This window comes from Phocaeicola sp. RTP21359st1_B8_RTP21360_211022 (assembly GCF_040911965.1).
Taxonomy (GTDB): Bacteria; Bacteroidota; Bacteroidia; order Bacteroidales; family Bacteroidaceae; genus Phocaeicola; species Phocaeicola vulgatus.
The window spans coordinates 103,162-121,047 of the sequence record NZ_JBDFXP010000005.1 but is presented as its reverse complement, the minus strand read 5'-3'; the positions used below and the strand labels follow the sequence as shown (position 1 = coordinate 121,047).

15 protein-coding genes are annotated in these 17,886 nt (G+C 42.9%); 9 read left to right on the top strand and 6 right to left on the bottom strand.

Annotation, left to right across the window (positions count from 1 at the left end):
- Positions 1–147: 147 nt before the first annotated feature.
- The 4 genes from AB5062_RS03835 to dut are packed head-to-tail and all read right to left on the bottom strand — an operon-like array spanning position 148 to position 4,564.
- A complete protein-coding gene (locus tag AB5062_RS03835; RefSeq protein WP_057279975.1) occupies positions 148–1,482 on the bottom strand; it encodes a murein hydrolase activator EnvC in 1,335 nt (444 codons plus the stop codon).
- Complete coding sequence (locus AB5062_RS03830) at positions 1,482–2,315, bottom strand: DUF4292 domain-containing protein (protein ID WP_057279976.1); 834 nt, start codon at positions 2,313–2,315, stop codon at positions 1,482–1,484. The genes AB5062_RS03835 and AB5062_RS03830 overlap by 1 nt, the downstream gene beginning before the upstream one ends.
- Positions 2,312–4,120 carry a tetratricopeptide repeat protein gene (locus AB5062_RS03825; RefSeq protein ID WP_005845352.1) on the bottom strand — a complete coding sequence of 603 codons (1,809 nt, stop codon included), beginning with the start codon at positions 4,118–4,120 and terminating at the stop codon, positions 2,312–2,314. Before AB5062_RS03825 ends, AB5062_RS03830 begins: the two co-directional genes overlap by 4 nt.
- 9 nt (positions 4,121–4,129) lie before the next feature.
- On the bottom strand, positions 4,130–4,564 hold the full coding sequence (gene dut, locus AB5062_RS03820; protein WP_005845350.1) for a dUTP diphosphatase: 435 nt from the start codon (positions 4,562–4,564) through the stop codon (positions 4,130–4,132).
- Positions 4,565–4,786: 222 nt separating this feature from the next.
- Between dut and AB5062_RS03815 the strand changes: the two genes are divergently transcribed.
- Entirely contained in the window at positions 4,787–6,118 is a 1,332-nt protein-coding gene (locus AB5062_RS03815) for a deoxyguanosinetriphosphate triphosphohydrolase (protein WP_008781261.1), read from the top strand.
- Between the two features lie 88 nt (positions 6,119–6,206).
- Here the strand turns inward: AB5062_RS03815 and AB5062_RS03810 are convergent, their stop codons facing one another.
- Positions 6,207–7,187 (bottom strand): GNAT family N-acetyltransferase, encoded by a 981-nt coding sequence (locus tag AB5062_RS03810; protein WP_005845337.1) that lies wholly within the window; start codon positions 7,185–7,187, stop codon positions 6,207–6,209.
- Between the two features lie 23 nt (positions 7,188–7,210).
- Positions 7,211–8,029, bottom strand: coding sequence for a 1-acyl-sn-glycerol-3-phosphate acyltransferase (locus tag AB5062_RS03805; protein WP_005845335.1), 819 nt, complete (start codon positions 8,027–8,029; stop codon positions 7,211–7,213).
- Positions 8,030–8,396: 367 nt separating this feature from the next.
- Between AB5062_RS03805 and mraZ the strand changes: the two genes are divergently transcribed.
- From mraZ to AB5062_RS03765, 8 genes are read left to right on the top strand one after another with little or no spacing between them, the layout of a single operon-like run.
- Complete coding sequence (gene mraZ / locus AB5062_RS03800; protein WP_005845333.1) at positions 8,397–8,861, top strand: division/cell wall cluster transcriptional repressor MraZ; 465 nt, start codon at positions 8,397–8,399, stop codon at positions 8,859–8,861.
- Positions 8,858–9,772 carry a 16S rRNA (cytosine(1402)-N(4))-methyltransferase RsmH gene (gene rsmH, locus AB5062_RS03795; RefSeq protein ID WP_016271911.1) on the top strand — a complete coding sequence of 305 codons (915 nt, stop codon included), beginning with the start codon at positions 8,858–8,860 and terminating at the stop codon, positions 9,770–9,772. The genes mraZ and rsmH overlap by 4 nt, the downstream gene beginning before the upstream one ends.
- Before the next feature lie 4 nt (positions 9,773–9,776).
- Positions 9,777–10,151, top strand: a complete 375-nt coding sequence (locus tag AB5062_RS03790; protein WP_005845324.1) for an FtsL-like putative cell division protein — start codon at positions 9,777–9,779, stop codon at positions 10,149–10,151.
- Between the two features lie 4 nt (positions 10,152–10,155).
- The gene (locus AB5062_RS03785) at positions 10,156–12,336 is read left to right on the top strand and encodes a penicillin-binding transpeptidase domain-containing protein (protein WP_016271910.1); all 2,181 of its coding nucleotides are present in this window, start codon (positions 10,156–10,158) and stop codon (positions 12,334–12,336) included.
- An 18-nt stretch (positions 12,337–12,354) separates the two neighbouring features.
- On the top strand, positions 12,355–13,809 hold the full coding sequence (locus AB5062_RS03780; RefSeq protein ID WP_117870492.1) for a UDP-N-acetylmuramoyl-L-alanyl-D-glutamate--2,6-diaminopimelate ligase: 1,455 nt from the start codon (positions 12,355–12,357) through the stop codon (positions 13,807–13,809).
- A gap of 12 nt (positions 13,810–13,821) precedes the next feature.
- Positions 13,822–15,090 (top strand): phospho-N-acetylmuramoyl-pentapeptide-transferase, encoded by a 1,269-nt coding sequence (gene mraY, locus AB5062_RS03775; protein WP_005845319.1) that lies wholly within the window; start codon positions 13,822–13,824, stop codon positions 15,088–15,090.
- A 14-nt stretch (positions 15,091–15,104) separates the two neighbouring features.
- Positions 15,105–16,439 carry a UDP-N-acetylmuramoyl-L-alanine--D-glutamate ligase gene (murD, locus tag AB5062_RS03770; protein ID WP_011965167.1) on the top strand — a complete coding sequence of 445 codons (1,335 nt, stop codon included), beginning with the start codon at positions 15,105–15,107 and terminating at the stop codon, positions 16,437–16,439.
- A 23-nt stretch (positions 16,440–16,462) separates the two neighbouring features.
- Positions 16,463–17,860 (top strand): FtsW/RodA/SpoVE family cell cycle protein, encoded by a 1,398-nt coding sequence (locus AB5062_RS03765; RefSeq protein WP_005845316.1) that lies wholly within the window; start codon positions 16,463–16,465, stop codon positions 17,858–17,860.
- The last annotated feature ends 26 nt before the right edge of the window (positions 17,861–17,886 follow it).

Here is a 17,886-nt window from a genome sequence, read left to right as displayed (position 1 = left end):
CTTTATAGCAACAGGCCAGATACTTTCCGTAGAAGGAATTATTATGGAAGAAATTTCAGAAACAGGAACTACAGAAAATTCTTCAGTTTCCAAACAAGCTGCGAGAAACCGCAAAGTAATAAAATACAGAAAGAGAACTTATCTTTTTCATCTTCCCAACCATAATTCCGGATTAAGTTTAGCCGTTTCCTTACGAAGTTGAAAATGCAAGACCGTATTACCCGAACTATCTGTATGGATAGTACCAAGAACGGTACGTGTATTGACTTTGCTGCCTTTAGAAACCGATACGGAAGAAAGGTTGCAATAGACAGAGATGTAATTACCATGACGCACCAGTATATTGTTCAAACCATTATACTGGAAAATAGCCGAAACTTCTCCATTGAAAACGGCACGTGCCTGCGCTCCCGGTTTGCCCTTGATATCAATCCCTTTATTATCCAGTTTCACATTACGCAAACCATCTACGGCATACTGTCCGTAATGGCTGACAATCACGTATGGACCGGTAATGGGAACCGGCAAAATACCCCGGTTACGTTCAAAACTGCCCGACAGCTGGCGGTCCTCATTATTCAGACTGAACTTCTCCACCGGAGCGACCTTCTTTGTAGACTCATTTTTTTCCGTAGATTTAGAACGGGACGCCCCTCCCGTAGTTTCACGCTCCGCTTTCTTAGCTGCTGCCGCCTTTGCGGCAGCCTCAGCAGCGGCTTTCCTACGAGCTTCCTCCTCTGCACGCTTTCTAGCTTTCTCTATTTCAATTTCAATCAAACGGTCAATCTGGGCATTCAATTGCTCAGCCGAACGTTTTTTCTTCCTTATCTCGCTTTGTATACCTTTCTGCTTCTTTTGCAAATTCGCCAAAAGAGTCTGGCGCTCCTTTTCCTGAATCTCCAGTTTGGCCTTTTCGACCTCACCCTGTTTTAAAAGATTCTGTTTGGCATGCTTAGTTTGTTCCACTTCTCTTTTTTTAGCGGCAATTTGCTTCTGCTTACGTTCTATCTCCATTCCTTGAAGGCGCTGGAAGTTTGCATATTCCTGCACATAACGCATACGACGGTAAGTCTGACTCAAATTCTCGGCAGAAAAAATAAACATTAATTTCTCTTGAACAGACTTGTTACGATACATGTATTGCACCGAAGTTTCATACTTCCGCTTCTTGTCTTTCAAATCACGCTGAAGTTTATTCAGTTGTTTCTGTAAAGAAGCGATCTCACTTGTCAATGTATGAACATCACTCTCTATGGTACTGATATATTTTCTTCTCTCCTCAATCTGACCTGTCAGCAAAGCAAGGTTGTCCAACTGGCTTTTCACATCCTTTTTGGTAGATTGCAACAAAGTTTCAGACTCGGCAATCTGCTGGTGAAGTTCCTTCCGTTTGGCTTCAAGCTCCCTTATTTTCCGAGTACTTTGCGCTGAAATAGTACTTAAAAAGCAGCAGGCTATGAGTAGTAAGAAGATACGTTTCATTATTTAATAAGCTGTTTTAGCAAATCTTGCAATTCTATTCTTTCGTATTTTCCGGGCACTTCGGTATGGGCTTCCCAATCCTTATTGGTAGAAAGGCGGGAAAGTTCAAATACAGCCGTAACCGGTTTGGCAGCCCCTTCAAAAGAAACCGTCATAGTTCCCGGAAACTGTTTCTGCTCCAACGGACGAAACTTATCATAACGCCAATTTATCCCGTACCGGGTACCGGACAAGCCGATATGACTTTCTTTCAGCAGCCCATCATTTGTATTGGTACGAAAACGGTAGGCGAAATGTTTGCCGTTCTTAACTTCTATTAATGCATTTTCGTTTTCAGGACGCACAGCAAAGGACGAAATATCACGGACAGTCAGCACCTTTTTTCCCGGAAGAAAAATTTCATTCATAAACAAGGCCTGCAAAGTATGAAAATCCAAATCAGCCTTTGCCAGATTCTTCAATTCATCAAAAGGAACTTGTACATAACGTTTGTTCATGCGATCCATCACTAAAACTCCGTCCGGAGATATTTCAGCACGTGCCACTTCAATACCCAAAAATGGAGCGATAGAAAGCTGGATTACTTCATCACGTTTCATGCGCAACGTACCATTTACTTTAGTCGGTCCTTTACCGTTCAAGTCAACGGCCAATGACATTTTCGCAGTAATTGCATCCCATCCCGGAGAACGGCTAATCAGCTCTTCCATATATTCCGACTCGGATAAATTGCCAATAGATACCCCTTTCTTCATACTCCGGGTAGATGAACATGAAGAAATAAATATAATCAGCAAAGCGCTAAACAAATAAAAACAGACACGTTTCATCATTCTGCAAAGTATTTCTTTTGTACAATTTTCTTTCTCAATAAGTTCAATTCCTTCTCACTACGTTCTTCACTACCTTCTTGAGGAGGCTCCTTGGATAATTTTTCCGCTTGTTGCCAATATTCCAAAGCCTTTTCACGATCTCCATTCATATAGTAAATATCTCCACAATGCTCTACAACAACGGAACTTTTACTTCCATCATTCTGCATAGCCTGGTCAATGTAAATTTTTGCTTCTACATATTTACCTTTCTCAAAAAGTATCCAGGCATAGGTATCCAGATACGTACCATTGGTAGGTTCGGCCTTTACGGTACGGTAACTCATTTCTTCCGCTTTATCCAGGTTTTTACGCTCTACAGACAGGTAATAGGCATAATTATTCAAGGCCCCTATATTGTTTTCCTTATAAACCAAAGCGGAATCGTATGCGGCATATGCCTCCACATTCATCTTCTTTATATGATAAAGATCCCCCATAATGGCATAGAAATCAGAAACGATATCCTTATTGCTTTTATCTGTTACTTGATTCACTCCTTTTTTAAAAACCTCCAATGCCTCGTCTGTTTTCTCTTTCTGATGATAGGCCAATCCCATATAATAATAGAATTCCAATACATCCGGAGTATATTCTAAAGCAGGAGCACACAATTTGATTACTTCATCCATATTCTGCTCACGAATGGCAAAACTCAATAGCTGCAAGCGTGCCGGCGTATTTTCCGGATCAATTTCAAGCACTTGGTGCAAAACAGGGGTTGCCTCTTTATCCATCTTTTTCGTCAGAAGATATTGGGCCGCCAACATAGCAATATCTGCATTCTCTTGTTTTTCCTTCAATATAGAAGTAAACAGGCCTGCTATTTTCGTACTGTCCTTGTTCGTTTGCTCGGAACGCAGAATAAGCTGGCGCATAATGTTCATCTTTGTATCGCTATCCACATTATCATTCAGCAAAATAGTATCCAACTGTACCTGATACAAACTATCCTGCCCTTTTTTCTCGTAATAAGAAGCCATGGAAAGCAACGCCGGCGCATAGCCCGGTTCTTCCTTCAATACTTTCTGATAAGTTTCGTATGCTTCTTCTTCCTTACCGTTGTTCAGATAGACATCTCCCAAAATGGTAAGATAACGCATGTCATATGGATATTCTTTTGCCAAATTCTCAATCTCCGTAAATGCCTGCTGGTCATTGTTCATGGCCAGATACATACGGAATTTTTCCATGCTGATTTGTTCAGACTTCCCATCCAAGGCTTCAAGGCGGTTCAATGTATTAACTACCTGCTGATAGTCCTTGGTACGGGTATAGAGATCAATCAAAGCCATCAACGGTTCCAGACGTGAGGGGAACTGGCTCGCCATATCCTCATAAACATAAATGGCTTTCGGGTAATTTCCCTTACCTTGATAATAGGCTGCCAAAGTTTGCTTATACCAAAAACTCTTAGGATCGGCATCCACTGCCTTCTTCAAAGCTTCCTCCCCTTTTTCCGGCTGATTGAGAAACATATGGAAGCGGGAAATTTCGAACAAAGTAGCGGCTCCTTGCGGATAAATGTCCAAACAGTGACTATACATTTCGAAAGCCGCATCCAAGTCACCTTTTTCCTTCATCCGAAGCGCTTCCAAAAAGAAATAGTCGTATTTACGGCGCTGCTCCGGAGTAAGCGGATCCTTTTCCTCCACAACAGCTTTATTTCCGGACAAGCCGGAAGCTCTCTTCACCGTACCGCATGAAACAAGCATGCCTATCAGACATACACATAGCATGGGCACATATTTCAATCTTCTATTCATTGTTTCCTTTTACTTTTTTCCGGTATGTCCAAAGCCACCTGCACCACGTTCCGTTTCGTCCAGCACCTCCACTTCCTGCCATTCGGCATGTTCGTGACGGGCTACAACCATTTGCGCAATGCGCTCCCCATCTTCTATCATAAAATCCTCAGATGACAAATTGACCAGGATAATACAAATTTCACCACGATAATCGGCATCAATTGTGCCCGGAGAATTCAGGACTCCGATGCCTTTCTTAATAGCCAGCCCGCTACGTGGACGGATTTGCGCTTCAAAACCTTCAGGCAATGCGATATAAAGTCCCGTAGGAACCAAACAACGTTGCAAGGGTTTCAGCACAATCGGTTCGTCAAGATTAGCACGGATATCCATCCCTGCCGATTGCCCGGTAGCATACTCGGGTAAAGCATGTTTTGATTTATTGATTACCTGTATTTTCATAATTTTAATAATTTATCAATATGCTTATATGGCAATGTGCTAATAATTTGCAGACAACAAACACAGTCCAGACATGATACAGCCCATTGGCATATTGACGAATCAACACATTGCCACATGATTAATAAGGTGCGAATTTACACATTTAGATGGATTTATCTAAGCGTTTACAGTTTTTTAAACGGAAGTTTCTTACTTTTGCAAACAGATAAAGCCTGAATTATGAACTGGAAACAATTAATATCAAATAAACGCTTCGGCATGGAAGAACTACACGAGGCCCGTAAAGATGACCGTACCGAATTCCAACGCGATTATGACCGTCTCATCTTCTCAGCACCTTTCCGTCGTTTGCAAAACAAAACTCAAGTATTTCCTTTACCGGGTAGCGTATTTGTACACAACCGGTTGACTCACAGCCTTGAGGTCTCTTGTGTGGGGCGTTCTTTAGGAAACGATGTCGCCAGCCAGCTTCTGAAGAAGCACCCAGCCTTGGCCGACTCCCATATATCGGAAATAGGTTCCATCGTTTCAGCCGCATGTCTGGCACACGATCTGGGAAATCCTCCTTTCGGTCATTCGGGAGAAAAAGCCATTTCAACTTACTTCTCGGAAGGACAAGGAATGGCATTGAAAAAAGAACTTTCACCGATGGAATGGGATGATTTAACCCACTTCGAAGGAAATGCCAATGCATTCCGCATCCTCACCCACCAGTTTGAAGGAAGACGGAAAGGAGGGTTCGTGATGACCTACTCCACACTGGCATCCATCGTAAAATACCCTTTTTCCTCACAATTGGCAGGAAAGAAATCAAAATTCGGCTTCTTCTTAAGCGAAGAGGCTGATTATCAGAAAATAGCCGGAGAATTAGGGATTATCCGGCTCAGCAAACCGGATGAGCCTTTACGCTACGCACGCCATCCGTTGGTCTACCTGGTAGAAGCCGCAGATGATATTTGTTATCAGATGATGGACATAGAAGACGCACATAAATTAAAACTGCTGACACATGATGAAACCAAAGGACTGTATATGCAGTTCTTTGATGAGAAAAGAAGAAAACGCATTGAAGAAGTTTGCCGGATTGTAACAGACGTCAATGAACAGATAGCTTATTTACGTTCTTCGGTCATAGGCGCACTGATAAAGGAATGCACACGAGTATTTACTGAAAATGAAGAAAAGATATTGACCGGGGAATTTGAAGGCACCCTGATAATGCACATTTGCAGTCCATTGAAAGAGGCCTATGACAATTGTTCTGCAATTGCCTTTCAAAGAATATATCGTTCCAGCGATGTGCTGGACATAGAATTGGCAGGATTCAGGGTTATCAGTACCTTGATTGACCTGATGATTAATGCAGTGCGCTCTCCGGAAAAAGCGTATTCACAACTACTTATCAACCGCATATCCGGACAGTACAATGTCAACGCACCTACTTTATATGGAAAAATTCAAGCCGTGCTGGATTACATATCGGGCATGACAGACGTATATGCGCTCGACCTCTACCGGAAAATCAAAGGCAACAGTCTGCCGGCAGTATAATAAAAACATTGTCAGATGCGAGCAAGATGAATCCTGTAAATTTTATCTGCACCTGACAATGTTTCCCCAAATACTACTATTAGTCCGATTATTTGGTCAGTATGGGATGAGCGCCTGAAGTTATTTTCATAGCTTCAGGATGTTGCTTTACAAACGATTCGATATGACGTACCCGTTTGTCTTCCAGAATTTCATTGACTGCAATCAGAATTCCGGTTTCCTCCACATCTCCGAATCCATAATTAATCGCTGTTCCAAACATACGCATTGTAGGAGACAGACTCATATATGCATTGACCAAAGGAGGAATATTATACCCCAGCTTACGCACTTCCGTATTCAAGATCTTGTAATCTTCTTTAAAGGAATCATAACAGAAAAGATTTTCCAACATTTTCTTATCTGTTTCTATTTCCAGCGGTTTCATCGGAGTTATCAATTTATCTTTATCACCGAAATGTTTATTCAGGAAGTATAATATCATGTCACGCCCCTGACGATGATAACTAGGATACATAGTCATCTTACCAAAAAAATATTTCACATTAGGCTTAATCACGGTTAATGCGCCCAAACCATCCCACAAATTATCCAAAGCAAACAATCCCTTGGAACCGGCACGGGTTGACTGATATTCCAATGTAACAAATGAGCGTCCCAACTCCACCGTGTAAGGCAAATATTCTTTCAAAAAAACTTCCGAGAAATTAAACATGTGAGCAGTAGCCAGCACAGGCTTCCCATGTTCATCAAATTGCACCTCATCCCCCAAAAGATAACGATAACCTCCCAAAATCTCCTCCGCTTCAGGATTCCATACAACTAATTGCTTATATGGATTTTCCATCACGTCATATTCATCGATATCCATCGCCTTTCCTGTTCCGCCACCTGCAGCACGAAAGGCTATTTCTCTCAACCGGCCAATCTCCTTCATCACATTGGGCGAATCCTGATACGTTATGACGTAAATTTCATTATGACTTTTATTCGTAAACCTCAGGCGTTTATCCTCGGAAAGTTCCGCCTTCAGAATCTCTTTGCTAATCGGTGCAATAATTTCTTCCATATCTTTTTTCTCTCTTTTGTCTATTATAGCTTGTAGACTACATCTTTTACAAACTGCGCCCACTGAGCCGGGGTCTTTGTCTTGTCGAAAGTTTGCCAAGGAATGGGTTTTCCAATGGTCAAGGTAAAGGTTTTATGACGATTTTTCAACATTTCATCTGCCAAGTAAAGCATAGCAATATTAAACTTAATGCCAAGTGCCTTACATATATTTGCCAAATTATAAAAAAAGTCTGAGTTCCGGCCCTCAAAGTGCAAAGGTACCACATCACGATGCGTTTCAATACTTTTAGTGACAAATGTCTTTTTCCATTCCAAATCCTTGATTTCCCCACCCTGTCTACGGGAACATAACCCCGCAGGAAACATAATGATATGATTATCCGAGGCAAACCCTGCCTCTACCATCTTCGGGAAATCCCTGGATTGCGAGCCTGTTTTATTGATAGGAATACATAAAGGAGCCAAACCATGCAAATTCATCAACAAATCATTGACCAAATAGCGTACATTACCATTGTAATGTTTTCCCAATATATACCCCAAAGCAACTCCATCCTGTCCCCCCAGCGGGTGATTGCTGACAAAAGTGCATTTACCGTTTTCAGGCAAGTTTTCCAAACCTTTTATCTCCACTTTTGCATCCAGGAACTCCATACAAGCTTCCAGAAAGTCAACTCCGACTTTATTTTTGGAGTCTTTTAAAAAGACATTCAGTTCATCCTGATGCACGATATGCTTCAGGTACGAAACGACAAAACGGGGAATATATTTATATTTTTTCCCGGCTTTCGTTTTCAATATCTTTTCTATGTCGATTAAAAATATAGAGTCGTCAGTCATTTTGCAAACGTTCTTTTCCATGCAAAAGTAACTTATCTTTTTTTATATTGGCAATTTATGACAGAAAAAACTCTTAATCTCTAAAGAAATTAAGAGTTTTTGTGTATGAAACTATACAAATTCTTTCATTTTTGCGCAAAACAAAAACGAATGTGCAATAGTTTGGTTTCGTTTTTCAACCTCCGAGAAGCTGCCCTTTCCATTATTTTTTATCATAAAATTATTAATTTTAAACCTCCTGTTTACCAAGCTACTAGCTACATTAACAGCCTGTTGAAAACTTCTCGAAATATTTTCTTAAAATATTGTGGGGAATTGTGGGGAATTGTGTAATTTTACACCTTGAACAATATAATAAGGTGTAAACATGCGATTTCTTGGGAATTCTGAAGCAAAGACGGATGCAAAAGGCAGAGTGTTCCTGCCTGCCGTATTCAGGAAGCAGCTACAAGCTGCCTCCCAGGAGTGCCTGATTTTACGCAAAGACACCTACCAAGACTGCCTGGTACTTTACCCTGAAAATGTGTGGAACGAACAAATGAACGAACTACGTTGCAAACTCAATCGCTGGAATTCCAGACACCAAATGATTTTCCGTCAGTTCGTTTCGGATGTAGAAGTTATCACATTGGATGGAAACGGGCGCTTTCTGATTCCAAAACGATATTTGAAATTAGCTAAAATACAGCAAGATGTACGTTTTATCGGATTGGACGACACTATAGAAATCTGGTCTAAAGAAATAGCAGACAAACCCTTCATCACACCGGAGGACTTTGGAAAAGAATTGGAAGAAATTATGGGAACTAATAACAACGTAGAAATAGAATGAGTGAAGCAAAACAGATATATCATGTACCGGTATTATTAAACGAGAGCGTAGACGGAATGAACATCCAACCCGGAGGTATTTATGTAGATGCCACTTTCGGCGGCGGAGGACATTCCAAGGAAATTCTAAGCCGGCTGGGTAGCACCGCGCATCTATATAGTTTTGACCAAGATGAAGATGCCGAGAAGAATATTGTAAGCGACAGCCGCTTCACTTTTGTGCGTAGTAACTTCCGCTACCTTCCCAACTTCCTACGTTATTATGGCGTGGAAGGGGTGGATGCCATTTTGGCCGATCTGGGCGTTTCCTCACATCACTTTGACGACTCCGAACGTGGATTCTCATTCCGCTTCGAGGGCAAATTAGACATGCGGATGAACAAACGCGCAGGTATGACAGCTGCTGATGTAGTGAACACCTATGACGAAGAACGTTTGGCTAATATTTTCTATTTATATGGTGAATTGAAGAACAGCCGCAAACTGGCATCAGCCATCGTTAAAGCACGAGGTGTAAAACAAATTGTCACCATCGGTGATTTCCTCGAAGTCATCAAACCGCTTTTCGGGCGGGAACGTGAAAAGAAAGAGCTCGCAAAGGTGTTCCAAGCTTTACGCATAGAGGTAAATCAGGAAATGGAAGCATTGAAAGAAATGCTTTATGCAGCAACCAAGGCACTGAAACCGGGAGGCAGACTGGTAGTAATCACCTATCACTCTTTAGAAGACCGCATGGTAAAGAATATCATGAAAACCGGAAACATAGAAGGCAAGGCCGAACAAGATTTCTTTGGTAATGTACAGACACCTTTCAAACTAGTCAACAACAAAGTTATTGTTGCCGGCAACGAAGAAGTGACACGCAATCCGCGCTCCCGAAGCGCCAAGTTGAGAATTGCAGAAAAGAGATAACGAGATGGAAGAAGAACTGAAACAAAATACACAACAACCCAAAGACGGACAATCTGCTTCGCCCAAGCATATGTCTATCCGCAGCATATTAGGAGGAGATATCCTTGCGAACGACTTTTTCAAAAGACAGACCCGTTTGCTGATTCTCATCATGATCCTGACTGTACTATACATAGACAACCGTTATAGCAGCCAACAGGAACTCATTGAAATTGACAAGTTGAAAAAAGATTTGATCGATATCAAATACGATGCATTGACACGCTCTTCCGAACTGATGGAAAAGAGCCGCCAGTCACGTATTGAAGAATATATTTCGACGGAAGACAGCCCCTTGCAAACGGCTACCAACCGTCCTTATTTAATAAAGAAAGACTAAGCCCATGATGCCCAACCAAAAAAACATAATGCTCCGCTTCTCCTTCATCATCCTGGTCATGGTGTTGATAGGCATTGCCATTATCTGCAAAGCCGGCGTCATCATGTTTGCCGAGCGTCAATACTGGAAAGACGTAGCCGACCGTTTTGTAAAAGAAAACGTCACCGTACGTCCTACCCGTGGCAACATCATCTCATCCGACGGCCAGCTGATGGCAAGCAGCCTTCCCGAATATAAGATTTACATGGACTTCATGATAAATAAAAGGAAGGGCGAAACCGAAGAAGAGGAAAAGAAACGGCTGAAGCTACAACATATCAAAGACTCAGTTCTTTATGCAAACCTTGACACAATCTGCAAAGGGTTACATGAAATATTCCCTGATAAAAGTGCCGCCTTTTTCAAACAGCACATCAAAAACGGAAGAAAAAAAGAGAGCCGCAGTTGGTTGCTCTACCCCAAACGCATTTCTTATATACAATATAAAGAAGCAAAACGTCTGCCCGTATTTAACCTGAACAAATACAAAGGCGGATTCCATGAACAGGCATTCAATCAACGGAAAAAACCTTTTGGCTCACTGGCAATGCGTACATTGGGAGATATGTATCCAGATATAGAACAAGGTGCAAAGAACGGGCTGGAACTTTCATACGATTCCATATTAAAAGGCAGAAACGGTATCACTCACCGTCAAAAGGTAATGAACAAATACCTGAACATTGTAGATATTCCTCCTGTAGATGGCTGTGATATCATTACGACCATTGATGTAGGTATGCAAGACATCGCAGAAAAAGCATTGGTGGATGAATTGAAAGAAATCAACGCTACTGTAGGCGTTGCCATTCTGATGGAAGTGCAGACGGGAGACATCAAAGCTATCGTCAACATGACCAAATGCAATGACGGCATTTACAGAGAAATACGCAATAACGCCATCTCAGACATGATGGAGCCAGGCTCTACTTTCAAAACCGCATCCATACTGGTAGCGCTGGACGACGGAGTCATCACTCCGGAAACGGTGGTGGAAACCGGTAACGGGGTCTATATGATGCACGGCCGCTATATGAAAGATCATAACTGGCATCGTGGAGGCTACGGCACTATCAACACAACAAAATCATTGATGGTGTCCTCAAACATCGGTGTATCACGGTTGATCGATGATCATTATCATGATAATCCGGAAAAGTTTGTACGCGGACTGCATCGAGTAGGCATTGCCACTCCGTTAGATCTCGATATTCCCGGTGCCGGCAAGCCGAACATCCGCATCCCCAACAAAGACTTGAGCAATTGGTCACGTACTGCACTGGCATGGATGTCTATTGGCTATGAAACCCAAATTCCCCCCATCAATACACTGGCATTTTATAATGCTATAGCCAATAACGGAGTAATGGTCAAGCCCCGTTTTGTGAAATCAATAGTCAAAGACGGGCAGGTAGTGGAAGATATTGCTCCTGAAATACTCAACCCGGCCATCGCTTCCCCCAAGGCTATCAGCGAGATACAAACGATTTTGGAAAAAGTCGTCAGCGAAGGACTGGGAAAGAAAGCAGGATCCAAGCAATTCCATGTATCCGGGAAAACCGGTACTGCACAGGTTTCACAAGGGAAAGCCGGGTACACGAATGGCACACGCCGTTATTTGGTAAGTTTCTGTGGATATTTTCCTTCAGAAGCGCCTAAATACAGTTGCATTGTAGCCATCCAGAAACCTGGACTCCCCGCCTCGGGTGGTCTGATGGCCGGCAGCGTGTTCAGTAAAATTGCTGAACGCGTATTTGCCAAACATCTGGCACAAGATTTGAAAGAGGCAAAAGACTCAACTTCTATCCTTATTCCGGATGTAAAAAACGGGGATATAAGTGCGGCACATTATGTACTGAACCGGATAAATGTAAATTCATCCGGAGTTTCGGAACAATCAACCGAAGGCAAACCGGTATGGGGAAATGTGACTAGTAATCCGGACAATGTATTATTCAACAAAAAAGACATTAACAATAAACTTGTACCAAGTGTTATTGGTATGGGCGCAAAGGATGCTGTCTATCTGCTTGAAAGCATGGGATTGAAAGCCCGCATTACCGGCATCGGTAAAGTGAAGTCACAAAGTATCCCGGCCGGCAACACTTTGCGCAAAGGACAAACCATACAATTACGATTAAATTAACAGTGTAACAGGAAGAATATGAAACTGGAAAAGATTATTAAAGGAATAACAGTCAATGAAATCATAGGTGATGCATCCCAAGAAATTTCGGGAATAAACATGGACTCGCGCCTGATAGAGCCCGGTCATATTTTCGTTGCTGTAAAAGGAACGCAGACTGACGGACACACTTATATCCAAAAAGCAATAGAAAAAGGAGCCCGTACAGTGGTATGTGAGAATCTTCCTGAGACATTGATTGAGAATGTTACCTACATCAAAGTGAACGATACGGAAGACGTTGTCGGGAAACTGGCAACTACGTTTTACGGCGACCCCACCTCGAAATTGGAACTGGTCGGTGTTACAGGCACCAACGGAAAAACGACTATTGCCACCTTATTATATAATATGTTCCGTAAATTCGGATATAAGACAGGACTCATTTCCACTGTATGCAATTATATAGATGAGGAAGTCATTCCAACTGACCATACCACCCCTGACCCTATTACACTAAACAAACTGCTGGGGCGCATGGCAGATGAAGGATGCAAATATGCCTTTATGGAAGTAAGCTCACATTCTGTAGCACAAAAACGGATCGGTGGTTTAAAATTCGTAGGCGGTATATTTACCAACCTTACCCGTGACCATCTGGACTACCATAAAACTGTAGAGAACTATCTGAAAGCCAAAAAAGCATTCTTTGACGGTCTGCCTAAAACAGCCTTTGCCTTAACCAATCTGGATGACAAAAACGGATTGGTCATGACTCAAAATACCAAAGCAAAGGTACACACCTATTCGCTGCGCAGCTTGAGTGATTTTAAAGGAAAAGTGCTGGAAGATGGATTCGAAGGAATGCTGCTTGATATAAATAATGTGGAAGTCAATGTACAGTTCATCGGACGTTTCAATGCTTCCAACCTGCTGGCAGTCTATGGAGCAGCCTGCCTGCTTGGGAAAAAGACAGAAGAGGTATTGCTGGCATTGAGTACTCTTCGCCCCGTTGCCGGGCGTTTTGACTCACTGCGCTCACCCAAGGGATACACCGCCATTGTGGACTATGCCCATACTCCGGATGCCTTGGAAAATGTGCTGAATGCCATTCACGAGGTCCTGAATGGCAAAGGTCATGTAATTACGGTAGTAGGCGCCGGCGGCAACCGCGATAAAGGCAAACGCCCCTTGATGGCACAAGAAGCGGTAAAGCAAAGCGATAAAGTCATTATCACCTCTGACAATCCCCGTTTTGAAGAGCCGCAGGAAATCATCAATGATATGCTGGCAGGGCTGACTAAAGAGGATATGCGTAAAGTGATAAGCATAGCCGACCGTAAAGAAGCGATCCGTACAGCTTGTATGCTGGCCCAAGCTAAAGATGTCATTTTAGTTGCCGGGAAAGGACACGAAAATTATCAGGAAATCAAAGGTATAAAGCACCATTTCGACGATAAAGAAGTATTAAGAGATATTTTTGCTAATGAATAAACCAACCAAAAGATGTTATATTATTTATTTCAATATTTAGAAAAGTTCGATTTTCCCGGAGCCGGTATGTTCGGTTACGTTTCATTCCGTTCATTGATGGCAATCATTTTATCATTGTTGATCTCAGCTATCTTCGGTGAATATTTCATCAACCTGCTCAAACGTAAACAAATAACCGAAACCCAACGTGACGCATCTATAGACCCTTTTAATGTGAAAAAAGTTGGTGTGCCGACGATGGGAGGTATAATTATTATTGTCGCAATTCTCATACCTTGCCTCTTGTTGGGGAAGCTGCATAATATTTACATGATATTAATGTTGATTACCACCATTTGGCTGGGTACGTTAGGCTTTTTGGACGACTATATCAAGGTCTTCCGTAAAGACAAAGAAGGGTTGCACGGCAAATTCAAGATCATCGGCCAAGTAGGTTTGGGACTCATTGTGGGACTCACCTTATATTTAAGTCCGAGCGTGGTTATCCGTGAGAACGTAGAAATACAAAGAGGAGGAGAAATTGTGGAAGTGGTGCACAAGGAACAAGATCAGAAGTCCACCAAAACTACGATTCCTTTCTTCAAGAACAACAATTTGGATTATGCTGATTTCGTAGGTTTTCTGGGAGACAATGCCCAGGCTGTAGGTTGGATTATTTTCGTATTAGTTACCATCTTCGTAGTTACTGCCGTATCTAACGGTGCCAACCTGAATGACGGGATGGACGGGATGGCAGCCGGAAATTCTGCTATCATCGGTCTTACCTTAGGCATATTGGCATACGTATCCAGCCACATCGAATATGCAGGATACCTTAATATCATGTACATTCCCGGCAGTGAAGAACTGGTAATCTTTATCTGCTCCTTCATCGGCGCACTGATCGGTTTCCTTTGGTACAATGCTTTTCCCGCCCAAGTATTTATGGGCGATACCGGCAGCTTGACCATTGGTGGTATCATAGCGGTATTTGCAATCATCATTCATAAAGAGTTGCTTATACCTATTCTCTGTGGAATCTTCTTGGTAGAAAACCTTTCGGTCATTCTACAGGTGAGATATTTCAAAAGCGGAAAAAAGAAAGGACATTTGCAACGCGTATTCAAACGTGCCCCTATCCACGACCATTTCCGCACTACATTAGCACAGTTAGACCCCAATTGCAGTTATCTGTTCATGAAACCCAACAGCGTATTCCATGAGTCAAAAATCACGGTACGCTTCTGGATTGTCACCATCGTACTCGCTGCAATTACGATTATTACATTAAAGATAAGATAAGATAAACGAAGATTATGGCTAAAAGAATTGTCATACTAGGAGCCGGAGAAAGCGGTGCGGGAGCAGCCGTTCTGGCAAAGAAACAAGGTTTCGACACCTTCGTTTCAGACATGTCCACGATTAAGGACATATACAAAAACATGCTGAACGAGCGAGGCATCGAATGGGAAGAAGGCAAACATACCGAATCTCTCATTCTGAATGCGGATGAAGTAATCAAAAGTCCGGGTATTCCGAATGATGCCCCGATGATTCTTAAGTTAAAGTCACAAGGCACCCCTATCATCTCCGAAATAGAATTTGCGGGACGTTATACCAATGCCAAAATGATTTGCATTACAGGAAGTAATGGAAAAACAACAACTACTTCGCTGATTTATCATATCTTCAAGAAAGCAGGTATGAATGTGGGACTAGCCGGAAATATCGGCCAAAGTCTGGCATATCAGGTAGCAGAATGCAACTATGATTATTATGTGATCGAGTTAAGCAGTTTCCAATTGGACAATATGTACAAGTTCCATGCCAACATTGCCGTATTGATGAACATCACGCCGGATCATCTGGACCGTTACGACCACCAGATGCAAAACTATGTGGATGCCAAATTCCGCATTATCCAGAACCAGACCCCGGACGATGCCTTCATCTTCTGGAACGATGACCCCATCATCCAGCGTGAATTACACAAATATGGCATTCATGGCCATTACTACCCTTTTGCCGAAAGGAAAGAGGAAGGAACCGCCGCATACGTGGAACAGGACAAGGTTTATTTTACAGAACCAATCGCTTTCAACATGGAACAGGAGGAACTGGCGCTGACCGGAACCCATAATCTGTTCAACTCCATGGCGGCCGGTATCTCTGCCAACCTGGCGGGTATCCGCAAAGAGTGTATCCGCGAGGCCTTGGGTGATTTCAAGGGAGTGGAACACCGCCTTGAAAAAGTCTGCCGGGTAAGAGGGGTGGATTATATCAATGACTCCAAGGCTACCAATGTGAATTCCTGCTGGTATGCTTTGCAAAGCATGAAAACCAAAACCATCCTGATATTAGGCGGGAAAGACAAAGGCAACGACTATAACGAAATTGCCGACTTGGTAAAAGAAAAATGTACCGGATTGATCTACATGGGATTGCACAATGAGAAATTGCATGATTTCTTTGACAAGTTCGGCCTGCCTGTAGCCGATGTACAAAGCATGAAGGATGCCGTAGACGCTGCTTACCGGATGGCCAAGAAAGGCGAAACCGTATTATTAAGTCCATGCTGCGCTAGCTTCGACCTTTTCAAAAGTTACGAAGACCGTGGCGAGCAGTTCAAGGAATGTGTAAGAAACCTGTAATATAGTATTAAGGTATATAGATAATGGATCTGATAAAAGACTTGTTCAAGGGCGACAAAGTAATCTGGATTATTTTCCTGTTTCTTTGTCTGATCTCTATCGTCGAGGTATTTAGTGCCGCCAGCACGCTTACCTACAAAAGTGGGGATCATTGGGGACCTATCACCCAGCACAGTGTCATCCTGATGGTAGGTGTGTGCATTGTGGTACTGGTACATAACATTCCCTACAAATATTTCCGTGTGTTTCCCGTCTTCCTGCTACCCCTATCGACATTATTGCTGATATTTGTAATGGGTATGGGATTGATTACCGGAGACCGTGTCAATGGTGCAGCCCGTTGGATGACTTTCTTCGGTATCCAGTTCCAGCCTTCCGAACTGGCAAAAATGGCCGTGATTATTGTCACCGCATTTATTCTATCCAAGTTTCAGGAAGAAGACAATGCCAATCCGAAAGCATTTAAATATATCATGTGGATCACCGGAATTGTTTTCATTCTGATTGCTCCCGAAAACGGCTCTACCGCAGCACTGCTTTTCGGAGTAGTCTTTTTAATGATGGTGATCGGCCGGGTACCCTGGAAGCAATTGGCCAAGTTAATGGGAATAGCCGGAGTTATGGTGGCTTTTTTTGTAGGCATAGTGATGATTATGCCCACACACAAACTGAACAAAGTCCCCATGATGCACCGTGTAGAAACCTGGCAGAACCGTATAAAAGGCTTCTTTGAGGACAAAGAAGCCGTTCCCGCCGCCAAATATGATATAGACAAGGACGCCCAGATAGCACACGCCAATATTGCTATCGCCTCCAGCAACATCATAGGAAAGATGCCGGGTAACAGTGTGCAGCGGGATTTCCTGTCACAAGCATTCTCGGACTTCATCTTTGCTATAATCATAGAAGAGCTGGGGTTGCTGGGAGGCGCCTTTGTAGTGATTCTCTACATCTGGCTGTTGATGCGGGCGGGTAAAATAGCCCGAAGAAGTGAAAAAAGTTTTCCTGCCTTTCTGGTGATGGGCATCGCCCTGTTGCTGGTATCTCAGGCGATGCTTAACATGATGGTGGCCGTAGGTCTGTTCCCCGTCACCGGACAACCCCTGCCGCTTATCAGCAAAGGAGGAACCTCTACACTCATCAACTGCGCCTACATCGGTATGATATTAAGTGTCAGCCGCTACGTGGCTGAGAAAGAAGAACAGAAAGCCGCCGAGCAACAAGCGCAGAAAGAAGCCGAACTGGCAGCCAAGACCGAACGGCATCAGGAAATGGTAGCTGCCATGCAGGAAGCCATTACCACACTTCCGTCGGGTGACAATGCCACCACTTCCCTCCCGCCGGAGGAGAACTCGCTGCCCGATGACTTGAAGGCAATGCTGAATGCAGCCGGGAAGCGGGAGCCGGAAGAAGAAATATAATATAAACCATTCATTTTAAAAGTATT